Raw genomic sequence first — 12,932 nt, 5'->3', positions numbered from 1 at the left:
CATGAGAAACGCCCGCCAAATGGCGGGCGTTTGCGTCTTTCTGCAAGGGAAATCGTCACGACTAGACGACGCCCTTGGCCTTCATTTCGCGCAGCACGGCGGCGACATAATGCATCTCCTCCGGCGTGCCGAGTGACATGCGGCACCAGCCATCTGCCGGCGGGAAGGCACGCCCGATCAGCACATGGCGTTCCTTCATCGCGGTCTGGAATTCCTTCAGCGGCCTGGAGATACGGTGGAAGACGAAGTTGGTCTGCCCCGGCAGATACTCCCAGCCCAGCTCGTCGAGTGTCGCCGTGAAGATGGCGCGCGCTTCATCGTTGCTCTGCTTGCTGTGGACCAGAAACTCCGGTGACAGCATGGAGGCCGTCGCCGCCATCACGCCGGGGTACGACAGTGTCATGGCATCGTCTTCGACGTAGTGGGAGACGTGCTCGAGACGATCGACATCGCCGACGGCGTAGCCGACACGCAGGCCAGCCATGGCGTGTATCTTGGAGAAGGTCTTCAGCAGCAGGACGTTCTTCGCGCCACCGGCAATCAGATGATCGGCGGAGCGAAAGGCCGGGTCATTGACGAATTCGGCGTAGGCTTCATCGATGATGAACAGCGTATCGTCGCGGCTGTCGTTGACCCAGGCCTCCAGTTCATCACTGGAAATGATGGTCGAGGTCGGGTTGTTGGGATTCACCAGATAGACGATGGAGGGGCCGGAGTGGTCGGCCACGGCCTGCTTCATGTCGGAAATCTTGAATGACCAGTCCTCGCGCGAGGACGGCACCTTGCGAATGGCGAGGTCATAGAAGCCCGCATACAGAGCGCCATCGCCATAAGTCAGCTCGGGAATCACCAGCTGGGTATCGGGAGTCGCATGGGCCAGCACACTGGCACGGATCGCATCCGAGGAGCCCGGCGTGAACAGAATGCTCTCGCTCGGTACCTTGTGGTGAGTCGCCACCAATGACTGCAATTTGCCCAGATGGGCGAAGGGATAACGATTGGAATGCGGGATAGATGCCGCTGCGGCGCGCTGTGCAGACGGTGCCATACCAAGCGCATTCTCGTTGTAATTGAGTCGCACCGGTGACTTGGCGGAAGGCTTGAGCACCGCCGCCGCTGGTGCCGTCTCCTTGGCAAAGGCACTGGGAATCTCCGGCAAGAACTGACCCAACGCCGCCCCGGCAATTGCCGCCCCACTCATGCCCAGGAAACCACGACGCGAACGCGATGATGGAGAGCCCTTCTCAACCGCCTGAACCTCAGAAGACTCCTGCAGATCCTTCTCGACTACGTCTGTCATCGTGTGTCCTTTGTCTATCGCTGCTGCCCTTCCCCCTTGTGTGAAGGCACACGGGCCATCGGGAGCAAGCCGTTGTTTTTGTATGTGCTAATAAAGCACCACCAACGTATAAGACTTTGGTGAGAGGCACAACGAAACGACGCGCCGGATCGCGCAACAATGCGCCGCGACAAGGGCAACCCCTCGGGAAGCCACGTGCTGCATTGTGAGCGCTGGATAGAGCCGAATTGGAAGCAAGCCCAAGATACGAAGACACCGGCCAATGGCCGGTGTCTTGAAACCCATCACAGCTGAATCACCCAGTGGATTCCTGAGCAATCTCCCTGATGACCAGGCTACCCAGCTGACGAGTGTTGTGCGGATTGCCGTTGCCATTCACCAGCGGCAGATTCAACTGTTTTGCCAATTCACGCAGCACTGGCTGAACAGGGCTCACTGACTGCATCCCCTGACCATCATCACGCTCGACTTCGATGCTGCCGTTCTCAAGCTCGCGAACAATACAAGACGCGTACATGACCTCACGCACGGCTTTCAGCTCGCTGCGCGGCTTCGTAGTCTTGGCCAATCGAGACAACGAGATACTCTGCTTGCCCGCGCGCTCCGGTGACATCAACGACCTTGCCTCTTCCACTGTGGCATCCAGCAACTTCTCGATCTGCATCTCTTCTGTATTGATACGCAGGATGATGATGCGCTCCACTTCATCCAACGAGCGGGGATTGAAAGCAACATGGCCTCCACCGCTCATCATCGCAGTGGTTTTGACCGAGATTCGCTCACCGTCACCGCTTACCACGTCATAGCCGCGCTGATTCACCTCGGTCGCCATCTGACCATTGGTGATCAATGCAGCGTAAAGCTCACCAATGCGTCCGCAAAGATGACGTAGCTCAGTCGGCGGCACGCCCCAGTTCAGTTCTCGCTCAAACCAGGCCATCGCCTCACCCAAGGATTGGATGATCTGCATCTGTGAAAGTGCCATGATCAACTACTCATAGAAGGTTGACATATGCATAATGCATTTATATTACGGCCTTATACGCTCTCCGAAACAGACTGGGCGGATGCAGGCTCTGAGTGCAACACCCTATTGAATTGAGGGTGGTGCTTCATTGTGCTTTGCCATCAGTTCATTCATCACCTCGATAGGGCATTTGAAGTCGAAGCGTTTTCGAGGCCGCATATTCAGCTCGAAGGCAATGGCATCCAGCTCTTCCTGACTGGTCAGTGACAGATCCGTTCCCTTGGGGAGATACTGGCGAATAAGGCCATTGATATTCTCGTTGCTGCCTCTTTGCCAAGGGCTATGGGGATCACAGAAGTAGATGGCGACGCCAGTATTTTGCGTGATAGCGGCATGTCTGGCCATCTCTCGTCCTTGGTCATACGTCAGGGTTTTTCGTGCTGCCAATGGCATTCTGTTCAGCGCGGCACTGAAGCCCTCTACGGCTGAGGTCGCAGTCGCATCATGCATCTTTGCCAGTATCAAGTATCCGCTACTGAGCTCTACAAGAGTGCCAACCGCTGAGGCATTGCCTTTTCCCTTGATCAGGTCGCCTTCCCAATGCCCAGGCATCTCGCGCTTGTCCACCTCGGGCGGGCGAAGGTGGATGCTGACCATGTCGGGGATCTGACCTCGCCGGTCCGTCTCACCACGGCGAGGCTTACGCGTACTTTTGCCATGCCGCAGGCAATGGATGAGCTCTTTGCGTAGTTGCCCAACCGGCAGCGCATAGATGGCGGTGTAAATCGTCTCGCGACAGACGTAGGCGTCTTCAAGCTTGGGTAAATTCATGTGTCGAAGCTTGCCGGCGATCTGCTCAGGAGACAAGTAGCGACGAAGAAGGTACTCGACAAGCCTGAACCGCTCACTACCGATGGAAAGCTTTCGCTTGGGCCGGCAAAAGCGCCGACGCTTGAGTCGCGACACTTGCGCGCGTTCAGCTCGGTAGTCGTTGCCCGGTACACTATTTCGGCGAATTTCGCGGCTGATAGTGGAGGGAGAACGACTTAGGCATCGAGCAATGGCTCGGAGGCTCAGGCCTTGAGAGAGGCAAACCTGGATAGTGGCACGATCGGTGATGCTGAGTTCTGAGTATGACATGAGCGCAATACCTTACAGGGAAACTCAGGTGTTGCACTCAGAATCTGCGGCCAAGCTGACTTGTTCATCACTTTCAGTTTTGCAAGAGAAATCTGAAACTGTCCGTTACTAGGTAGTTTCTTTTCAGAAAACTGCTGCCATACTAATGATCCAGGGCCATTATAGATTTCTTCAAAGCTACCATCGGGTAAAATCTTGATCACAATTGCATGCTCGGGCTCACTGCGAAATGCAACCGATTTCGCTTGTGTTGCCTTGATTTCGATCTTGGTACCGCACTTGGCGATAGCGTCATACCCTTTGTTGGAAGCAGTCAGAAGCTCTAGATCATATGCATTGGCAACTAGGCACTCTCCTAGACTCCCTACCATATGGCCATCCGGAGTGAAATGTCGCCCGGGGAACATTTCTTCCAGCTCATTAACAATATTATATAAGTCGCCTACCAAGCTTCTGAGTTTATTTTTATCCATGATTTAGCCATCAATTATCCAAGATAATCACATATTATCTTCACCATATTTTGAAAACAACCAACTGTGTATTAAAAATATCTCTGGATTTCTTTCTCACTGGCCACTGGATAGCACTCACTCTCGACTGACTTCACAAAGGTGCAAGAGACGGAAAAATTCATCAAATTGGTGCAGTGTACGATTCCGATATGCATATCCATGCTGCATGAAATCTTATATAGCATTGTTTTATATGAAGAAATTCTCTCCGGCACACTTCCTGCTAGACATTCACCGAGGCACCGATAGGCATACAACAATCGAAAATCTACACCAATGGAGCGCTAGGGTTCCGGTGACTGGCTGATGGCCGTCACGACTGGTCCGAGAGCACTCGACCTCCAAGCTGGGGGTTACACGGCGGGACAAAAGCCCGGGAGACGCAACGCCTGAAAAGGTCGGCGCCTCTCACTTTTTCCGCCGGAGATAACGACAATGACCCAGCTCACTCGCCTTTCCCAGTCCGCGACTTCCCCCTCGGATGCCAGCGCCCAGGTGTCATCCGCTGCTGTCTCATCTGCTTCATCTACCGTTTCCCGAAACGCTTCCAAACGTGCTGCGCTGGCCGGCGCCCTGCTGCTTGGCGCATCGCTGAGCCCGCAGGCCATGGCGCAAGATTCCTTCAGCGTGTGCTGGTCGGTGTATGCCGGCTGGATGCCGTGGGAATACGCGGACACCCAGGGCATCGTCGACAAGTGGGCCAAGAAGTACGACATCAACATCGATGTGGTGCAGGTCAACGATTACGTCGAGTCCACCAATCAGTACACCTCCGGCAATGTCGATGGCTGCGCCATGACCAACATGGACGCCCTCACCCTGCCCGCCGCCAGCGGCGTGGATTCCACCGCGCTGATTCTGGGCGACTACTCCGATGGCAATGACGGCGTGATGGTCCGCGACGGCGATTCCATCGAGTCCCTGAAGGGTCGTGAGGTCAATCTGGTGCAGTTCAGTGTCTCCCACTACCTGCTGGCACGTGCGCTGGACAGCGTCGGCATGAGCGAGCGAGACCTCACCACCACCAATACCGGCGATGCCGACATCGTGGCGCTGGCCAGCAACCCGGATACCCAGGCGGTGGTGACCTGGAACCCGCAGCTGGCCACCCTCAAGGACATGCCCGGCTACACCGAAGTCTTCAACTCCAGCGACATCCCCGGCGAGATTCTCGACCTGATGGTCGTCAATACCCAGACGCTGAAGGACAACCCGGACTTCGGCCATGCGCTGGTCGGCGCCTGGTATGAGGTGATGGAGAAGATGAAGGCCGGTGACGAGGCTGCGCTGACCCAGATGGCAGATGCCGCCGGCACCGATCTCGCCGGCTATCAGTCCCAGCTGGCCGCGACCCACATGTACTACACCCCCGCCGAGTCGGTGGCCGCCTTCAATGCGCCAGGCCTCAAGGACACCATGCAGCACATCGCCGACTTCAGCTTCGCGCAGGGGCTGCTGGGCGAAGGTGCGCCGGATTCCGGCTTCATCGGTATCGAGACCCCCGCCGGTGTCATCGGCGATGAGGGCAACGTGATGCTGCGCTTCGACCCGAGCTACACCGCCGCACTGGCTGACAGCCAGTAACGCCACGCGGTGGATGCCGCAAACGCTCCGCGGGACAGCCTGCCCCGCGGAACGTGAACCAAGCGCCTCCCTAGACCGCATCTTTGTTCGCACCTTCGTACGCACCCGTGGAGCCCGCGCATGAAACGTCTGATCAACCTGACACCCTCCCGTGGTGGCCGCTGGCTGCTCGGCGGCCTGCCCTTCGCGCTGCTGGCCATCCCTTACATCGTGCAGTCCAACCAGCGACTGCTCGACAACCCGAATGACCGCCTGCTGCCGTCCTTCGCGGCCATGGGCGAGTCCTTCACCCGACTAGCCACTGAGGTCAACGTGCGCACCGGCGACCTGCCGCTGTGGACCGACACCTTCGCCAGTCTCGAACGCCTGCTGGCCGGCGTGCTGATCAGTGCGCTGATCGGCCTGAGCGTCGGCCTGCTCACCGGTGGCCTGCCGCTGCTGCGCGCCAAGCTGTCACCGCTGATCACCGTGCTGTCCCTGATTCCGCCGATGGCGATTCTGCCGATCCTGTTCATCGCCTTCGGTACCGGCGAGCTGGCCAAGATCGCGCTGATCGTCATCGGCATCACGCCCTTCCTGATTCGCGACCTGCAGAATCAGGCCCTGCGCCTGCCCGATGAGCAGCTGATCAAGGCCCAGACCCTGGGCGCCAGCTCCTGGCAGGTGCTGACCCGCGTCCTGCTGCCTCAGCTGACCCCGCGCCTTCTGAGCGCCACGCGCCTGGCACTCGGCAGCGCCTGGCTGTTCCTGATCGCCGCGGAAGCCATCGCCGCCCAGGATGGCCTCGGCTACCGCATCTTCCTGGTGCGCCGCTATCTGGCGATGGACATCATCCTGCCCTACGTGGCCTGGATCACGCTGCTGGCCTTCCTGCTCGACCGTCTGCTGGTGCTCGTCTCGACCCGCGCCTTCCCCTGGTACCACGCTGAGGAGAGCCAATCATGAGCCTGATCCACGCCAAGGGTCTCGAGAAGCACTACGGTGAGCAGGTCGTGCTGGAACGCATGAACCTGACCGTCGAGGCCGGAGAATTCATCACCCTGGTCGGCGCCTCCGGCTGCGGCAAGACCACCTTCCTCAAGCTGCTGCTGGGCACCGAGGGCGTCTCGCGCGGTGAGTTGCTGCTCGATGGCAAGCCCATCCCCGGCGAGCCGGGGCCGGACCGCGGCATCGTCTTCCAGAAGTATTCCGTCTTCCCGCACCTCACGGTGCTGGGCAACGTGATCATGGCCGAGGAGCTGGCGCGCGCCCCGCTGACCGGCAAGCTGTTCGGTGCCAAGCGTCGCGAAGCCCGGGTCGCTGCTGAGAAACGTCTGGCAGAAGTCGGCCTGTCCCATGCGCTGGACAAGTACCCGCATGAGCTGTCCGGCGGCATGCAGCAGCGCCTCGCCATCGCCCAGGCGCTGATGATGAAGCCGCGCATTCTCCTGCTGGATGAGCCCTTCGGCGCACTGGACCCGGGCATCCGCAAGGACATGCATCAGCTGATCCTGCGTCTGTGGGAAGAACAGCAGCTGACCATCTTCATGATCACCCATGACCTCAAGGAAGCCTTCGAGCTGGGCTCACGCGTCTGGGTGTTCGACAAGGTGCGTGTCGACCCGCAGGCCCCGCAGGCCTATGGCTCGACCATCACCTATGACCTGCCCACCGAGCGCAGCAAGCGTTCTGCCAGTGCACCAGGCGATGACTCGGCCATCAGCTCCGGCTCCGCCGCCACGCCGGCCGCCGAGGCACCGGCTACGGGCACCGCGACTTGCTCCCGAACGAACGCCCCTTCCAGCGCTCATGCCAGCGCACACGCCAACACCCCTGGAGGCCACCTCAATGAACGCACCGCTTGAAACCGCCAATAGCGTCACACCTGCCAGCTTTACTGCAAAGTACAAGACGCACCTGCCCGGCGGCCATCACTGGTCGATGCGCATGCCGCGTGGCAGCGCGCTCAAGCTGACCGCCAGCCAGGCCAACGCCAATGTCGGCCTGGTGATGTACAACCCGCTGGATCTGCTTGAGCGTCTCAACCTGCCGGATACCCTCAAGGGTCAGCACACCTTCCGCCTCACCGAAGGTCACTGCCTGTATTCCGACATGGGCCGCATCTTCGCCTCCATCATCCAGGACGACCTCGGCTGGCATGACAGCGCCAGCGGCAACCTGATGGAGCATCATTTCGCCGCCAAGGGCTGGCACAAGAAGGCCTATCAGCAAGCCTTCAATGACTTCACGCCCAGCGGTCACGACAGCCTGTTGATCGAGATGGCCAAGTACGGCCTGGGCGAGCGCGACCTGTGCGCCAACCTCAACCTGTTCTCCCGCGTGCGTGCCGATGAAGACGCCAACCTGCACTACGTCGCGGACCACTGCGCCGCCGGCGACAGCGTCACCCTGCGCTTCGAGATGGACACCATCGTCATCCTGCATACCTGCCCGCATCCGCTGGACCCCGCGGAGGAATATCCGCTGCGCGGCGTGGACATGACCTTCGGGACCGCGACAGCGATGGATGAGCACGACGCCTGCTATCTGTCGCGCCCCGAGAATGCCCGCGCCTACGCCAACAACCAGCTCTATCACCTGGCAGGCTGAGACGTTTCCCGAACAGAGACCGACGCCACGCCGACTGGCAAATGGCGACGACGCCTTAGATGACAAGGACAAAGGACAACCCCATGTGCACCTCGACGCTTGAACACCCCCAGGCCCACACCTCGACCACCACCGATGGCACACCGCTGAGCTACGCCGACCCGGCCGAGCAGCCACGCGAGCTTGAGCGCACCGTCGAGGCCGGCGATCACTTCATCGGTCTGGTCCGCGCCGGCCAGCACCTGCGCATCACCGACCTGCACGGCAATCAGGCCGCCGACACCCTGTTCTTCTCCGCCGACGACACCGCCGAGCGCTACAGCGCGATGGACACCGTGCGCGAGCAGGGCAAGGTCTACCTGACCACCGGCACGGTGCTCTATTCCACCCGTGGCCGTGCGCTGCTGACCATCACCGGCGATACCTGTGGCCGTCACGACACCCTGGGTGGCGCCTGTTCCAGCGAGTCCAACACCGTGCGTTACGACCTGGAGAAGCGCCATATGCACTCCTGCCGTGACAACTGGATGCTGGCCATCGCCCGCTACCCGAAGTACGACCTGACCAAGCGCGACATCGGCCACAACATCAACTTCTTCATGAACGTACCGGTCACCGCCGATGGCGGCCTGAGCTTCGAGGATGGCCTGTCCGCCCCGGGCAAGTACGTCGAGATGGTCGCCGAGCGTGACGTCTACGTGCTGCTCTCCAACTGCCCGCAGCTCAACAACCCTTGCAATGGCTACGACCCGACACCGGTTGCCATCCGCATCAGCGACTCGCCGCTGGATTGAGCCGCCGAGCTGAGCCGTAAAGCTGCACCGAAGCATTCGAATACGACAAGACACGGCCGAGCCACACCTGACGATGTCATCTCTTCTGCATCACTCGTCAGCCCTCAAGGCTCCGCCCGGCTACCGGACGACCGGCAGCTTACAGTTTGAAGGCGGGACGACCCGCCGCCGGAAGGATGACTCCGTCATGTTCCACAAGGTCCTGATTGCCAACCGTGGCGCCATCGCCACCCGAATCCAGCGCACACTGCGTGCCCTCGGTGTCCAGAGCGTCGCCGTCTACGCAGAAGCCGACCGTGAATCCCCCTTCGTGCGCGAGGCCGATGAAGCCTACAGCCTCGGCGAAGGTGCCGCCGCCGAGACCTATCTCGACATCGACAAGCTGATCGCTGTCGCTCGTGAGAGTGGCGCCCAGGCCGTCCATCCGGGCTACGGATTCCTGTCCGAGAACACCCGCTTCATCCAGGCCTGTGATGCCGCCGGCCTGGTCTTCCTCGGCCCGACCGTCGAGCAGATCCACGCCTTCGGCCTCAAGCACGAGGCGCGCACCATCGCCGAGAATGCCGGTGTGCCGCTGGTGCCCGGCACCGGCCTGCTCGACGACGTGGAGAGCGCACTGAGCGAGGCCGAACGTATCGGCTATCCGGTGATGCTCAAGTCCACCGCCGGCGGCGGCGGCATCGGCATGCAGGTCTGTGACAAAGAAGCCTCCCTCAGCCGCGCCTTCGATTCGGTCAAGGGGCTGGGCGAGCGCAACTTCGGGGATGGCGGCGTCTTCCTCGAGGCGTACATCGCCCGCGCCCGCCATCTGGAGGTGCAGCTGTTCGGTGATGGTGAAGGCACGGTGATCGCGCTGGGCGAGCGCGACTGCTCCAGTCAGCGCCGCCACCAGAAGGTCATCGAGGAATGCCCGGCCCCCGACCTGCCAGAGCGCGTTCGCCAAGACATGATCGCCACCGCCATCCGCCTGGGCGAAGCCGTCAATTACCGCAGCGCCGGTACCGTCGAATTCATCTATGACGCCGAGCGTCAGGCCTTCTACTTCCTCGAGGTCAATACCCGCCTGCAGGTCGAGCACGGCGTCACGGAGCTTGTATGGGACGTGGACATCGTCGCCTGGATGCTCAAGCTGGGCGCCGGCGAACTGGGCAGTCTGCGCGAGCTGGTCGCACCGCTCACATCGCGTGGCCACGCCATGCAGGCACGCGTCTATGCCGAGAATCCGCAGCACGACTTCCGCCCCTCAAGCGGCCTGCTCACCGAGGTGGAGTTCGCCAACGACGCAGTGACCGCCGCCCTCACCGGGGGCAGCCAGCTGCGGGTGGATCACTCCATCGAGGCCGGTTTCGAGGTCCCCGCCTGGTTCGATCCGATGCTTGCCAAGGTGATGGTGCACGCCCCGACCCGCGAACAGGCGCGTGGCGATCTCTCCAATGCGCTTGCGGCCTCTCGCCTCTACGGCATCGAGACCAACCGCCAGTGGCTGTCGCACCTGCTGGAGGACCCGCGCTTTATCAATGTCGTGATCTACACCCGCTGGCTGGAAGGCCTCGAATGGGACGCGCCGACCTTTGAAGTGATCGCTCCCGGTACCCTGACCACCGTGCAGGACATGCCGGGTCGCCAGGGCCACTGGGATGTGGGCGTGCCGCCCTCCGGCCCCTTCGATGACTACGCCTTCCGACTCGGCAATGCGCTGCTGGGCAACGCCGCCGATGCCGCTGGCCTCGAGATCACCCTCAATGGCCCGACGCTGCACTTCAATCGTGCCACGCGCGTGGTGCTGGCCGGTGCGCCCATGCCCGCCACGCTGTCCGTTTCAGCATCTGACGCCAGCTCCGCTGACCTGGCGACTCACGAGCTTGCCCTGTGGCAGGTGCACGAGATCGCCGCTGGCAGCACCCTGAGCCTGGGCAAGGTCGCCGCCGGCGCGCGCAGCTATCTGCTGATCGCCGGTGGCATCGATTGCCCGCAGTATCTGGGCTCGCGCGCGACCTTCACCCTCGGTCAGTTCGGCGGCCATGCCGGACGTGCGCTGCGCAGTGGCGACACCCTGCCGCTGGCGGATCTCGCCGAGTGCCACAAGCCCGCCCTGACCCAGCTGCCCGAGGCGCTGATCCCGCAGGGCGCCAGCATCATCGATGATGATCAAGGCAAGAAGGAACAAGGCAAGACAACGGGCCGCGAATGGCAGATCGGCGTGCTCTACGGCCCGCACGGTGCGCCGGACTTCTTCACCGAAGACGACATCAGCACCTTCTTCGGCCACCGCTGGGAAGTGCACTACAACTCCAGCCGCACCGGCGTGCGCCTGATCGGTCCGCGTCCGCAGTGGGCACGCGCCGACGGCGGCGAGGCCGGTCTGCATCCCTCCAACATCCACGACAACGCCTATGCCTTCGGCACCATCGACTTCACCGGCGACATGCCGGTCATCCTCGGCCCGGACGGCCCGTCACTGGGCGGCTTCGTGTGCCCGGCCACCGTGGTGCGCGCCGAACGCTGGAAGCTGGGCCAGCTAGCCGCCGGTGATCGCATCCGCTTCGTCGCGCTGACCCTGGAGGAAGCCCGCACCATCGAGGTGCAGCAGGATGCCGTGATCGCAGCCCTCGCCAATGGCCAGCTCGACGCACTGGAGTCACCTCTGGCGGCGACCAGCAACACACTGAGCGGCATTGCCACGCTGAGCGATATCGCCGAGCAACGCCCGCGTCCCGATGACTCGCCGGTGCTCAAGCGCCTCAGCGCCGAGCAAGGCGGCGAGCAGATCGTCTATCGCCGCGCCGGCGATGACTTCCTGCTGATCGAATTCGGCCAGATGGAACTGGATATCGCGCTGCGCTTCCGCGCCCACGCCTGGATGCTGTGGCTCAAGGAGCATCCGCTGCCCGGGCTGATGGAGATGACCCCGGGCATCCGCTCGCTGCAACTGCACTACGATCCGCGCAGCCTGACGCTCGCCACGCTGATGACGCACCTGGAGCAGGCCGAGGTCGCGCTCAAGGATGTCGAGGACATCGAGATCGAGGCACGCACCGTGCACCTGCCGCTGTCCTGGGATGACCCGGCGTGTCAGCAGGCCATCGACAAGTACCAGCGCTCGGTGCGCCCGGACGCCCCCTGGTGCCCGAGCAACCTGGAGTTCATCCGCCGCATCAACGGCCTCGCCGATGAGACCGCGGTGCGCGAGATCGTGCTCAATGCGCGCTATCTGGTGATGGGCCTCGGCGATGTCTATCTCGGCGCGCCGGTGGCAACGCCGCTGGACCCGCGCCAGCGTCTGGTGACCACCAAGTACAACCCGGCACGCACCTGGACCGCCGAGAACTCGGTGGGCATCGGCGGCGCCTATCTGTGCGTGTACGGCATGGAAGGCCCCGGCGGCTATCAGTTCGTCGGTCGCACGCTGCAGATGTGGAATCGCTATCGCCGTACCGAACACTTCACCAGCCCGTGGCTACTGCGCGTGTTCGATCAGCTGCGCTTCCACCCGGTCAGCCACGAGGCGCTCGAACAGATCCGTCGTGACCATCCCCAGGGACGCTACGACCTCAAGATCGAGAAGACCCGCTTCCGTCTCGCCGATTATCAGGCCCAGATCGCCGAGCATCAGGCCGAGACCGATGCCTTCCGTGAACGCCGTCAGGCGGCCTTCCAGCAGGAAATCGACGACTGGCATGCGCGCGGCCAGTTCATCTTCGAGGACCAGATCAACGAGGTGCAGGAAGCCGATAGCCTGAGCGATGACGAGCTGGGCATCGACACGCCGGTCACCGGCAGCCTGTGGAAACTGGAAGTCGCCGAGGGCGATCTCGTCGAGGCCGGCCAGGTGGTGGCGCTGGTCGAGTCGATGAAGATGGAAGTCGAGATTCGCTCCCACGCTGCAGGCCGCGTCGTGCGCCTGCCGATCAAGGAAGGCAGTGGCGTCGCCCCCGGCCAGCCGCTGATCGTGCTGTCGACCGCCGTGGAAGCCACTGACACAGCTGATGCCAGCGCACCAGACAACGCCCAATCGACCCTGTCCTCCGAGGAGACGCTGTGAT

Annotated in this window: 9 protein-coding genes and 1 pseudogene; 6 read left to right on the top strand and 4 right to left on the bottom strand. The window is 61.8% G+C overall.

Annotated features, from left to right (window positions below; translation table 11 throughout):
- Positions 1-61: 61 nt before the first annotated feature.
- The 4 genes and pseudogenes from FLM52_07465 to FLM52_07450 all read right to left on the bottom strand — a co-directional run bounded on the left by FLM52_07465 (position 62) and on the right by FLM52_07450 (position 3,883).
- The gene (locus tag FLM52_07465; protein NVN55622.1) at positions 62-1,300 is read right to left on the bottom strand and encodes a histidinol-phosphate aminotransferase family protein; all 1,239 of its coding nucleotides are present in this window, start codon (positions 1,298-1,300) and stop codon (positions 62-64) included.
- 295 nt (positions 1,301-1,595) lie between these two features.
- Positions 1,596-2,285 carry a hypothetical protein gene (locus tag FLM52_07460; GenBank protein ID NVN55621.1) on the bottom strand — a complete coding sequence of 230 codons (690 nt, stop codon included), beginning with the start codon at positions 2,283-2,285 and terminating at the stop codon, positions 1,596-1,598.
- 105 nt (positions 2,286-2,390) lie between these two features.
- The gene (locus tag FLM52_07455) at positions 2,391-3,407 is read right to left on the bottom strand and encodes an IS30 family transposase (GenBank protein ID NVN55620.1); all 1,017 of its coding nucleotides are present in this window, start codon (positions 3,405-3,407) and stop codon (positions 2,391-2,393) included.
- Positions 3,408-3,463: 56 nt separating this feature from the next.
- Positions 3,464-3,883, bottom strand: a pseudogene (locus FLM52_07450) (hypothetical protein).
- 474 nt (positions 3,884-4,357) lie between these two features.
- On the opposite strand from FLM52_07450, the gene FLM52_07445 reads away from it, so the two are divergent.
- The 6 genes from FLM52_07445 (at position 4,358) to uca (ending at position 12,931) form a co-directional block, all read left to right on the top strand.
- On the top strand, positions 4,358-5,506 hold the full coding sequence (locus FLM52_07445; protein ID NVN55619.1) for a lipid kinase: 1,149 nt from the start codon (positions 4,358-4,360) through the stop codon (positions 5,504-5,506).
- Between the two features lie 120 nt (positions 5,507-5,626).
- Positions 5,627-6,451: an ABC transporter permease subunit gene (locus tag FLM52_07440; GenBank protein ID NVN55618.1), complete on the top strand. Its 825-nt coding sequence runs from the start codon at positions 5,627-5,629 to the stop codon at positions 6,449-6,451.
- Positions 6,448-7,350 carry an ABC transporter ATP-binding protein gene (locus FLM52_07435; protein NVN55617.1) on the top strand — a complete coding sequence of 301 codons (903 nt, stop codon included), beginning with the start codon at positions 6,448-6,450 and terminating at the stop codon, positions 7,348-7,350. Before FLM52_07440 ends, FLM52_07435 begins: the two co-directional genes overlap by 4 nt.
- Positions 7,334-8,095, top strand: a complete 762-nt coding sequence (locus FLM52_07430) for a DUF1989 domain-containing protein (GenBank protein NVN55616.1) — start codon at positions 7,334-7,336, stop codon at positions 8,093-8,095. Before FLM52_07435 ends, FLM52_07430 begins: the two co-directional genes overlap by 17 nt.
- An 83-nt stretch (positions 8,096-8,178) precedes the next feature.
- Positions 8,179-8,889, top strand: a complete 711-nt coding sequence (locus FLM52_07425) for a DUF1989 domain-containing protein (protein NVN55615.1) — start codon at positions 8,179-8,181, stop codon at positions 8,887-8,889.
- Positions 8,890-9,076: 187 nt separating this feature from the next.
- Positions 9,077-12,931 (top strand): urea carboxylase, encoded by a 3,855-nt coding sequence (gene uca / locus FLM52_07420; GenBank protein ID NVN55614.1) that lies wholly within the window; start codon positions 9,077-9,079, stop codon positions 12,929-12,931.
- Position 12,932 lies beyond the last annotated feature (1 nt).

The organism is bacterium Scap17 (assembly GCA_013376735.1).
GTDB lineage: Bacteria > Pseudomonadota > Gammaproteobacteria > Pseudomonadales > Halomonadaceae > Cobetia.
Note: the sequence above shows the minus strand (reverse complement) of the source record. Positions and strands in the feature narration are given on the sequence as shown.

Bases quoted from the DNA above. Each gene is read 5' to 3' on its own strand.
- FLM52_07465 (NVN55622.1), bottom strand. From the start codon at position 1,300: ATGACAGACGTAGTCGAGAAGGATCTGCAGGAGTCTTCTGAGGTTCAG.
- FLM52_07460 (NVN55621.1), bottom strand. From the start codon at position 2,285: ATGGCACTTTCACAGATGCAGATCATCCAATCCTTGGGTGAGGCGATG.
- FLM52_07455 (NVN55620.1), bottom strand. From the start codon at position 3,407: ATGTCATACTCAGAACTCAGCATCACCGATCGTGCCACTATCCAGGTT.
- FLM52_07445 (NVN55619.1), top strand. From the start codon at position 4,358: ATGACCCAGCTCACTCGCCTTTCCCAGTCCGCGACTTCCCCCTCGGAT.
- FLM52_07440 (NVN55618.1), top strand. From the start codon at position 5,627: ATGAAACGTCTGATCAACCTGACACCCTCCCGTGGTGGCCGCTGGCTG.
- FLM52_07435 (NVN55617.1), top strand. From the start codon at position 6,448: ATGAGCCTGATCCACGCCAAGGGTCTCGAGAAGCACTACGGTGAGCAG.
- FLM52_07430 (NVN55616.1), top strand. From the start codon at position 7,334: ATGAACGCACCGCTTGAAACCGCCAATAGCGTCACACCTGCCAGCTTT.
- FLM52_07425 (NVN55615.1), top strand. From the start codon at position 8,179: ATGTGCACCTCGACGCTTGAACACCCCCAGGCCCACACCTCGACCACC.
- uca (NVN55614.1), top strand. From the start codon at position 9,077: ATGTTCCACAAGGTCCTGATTGCCAACCGTGGCGCCATCGCCACCCGA.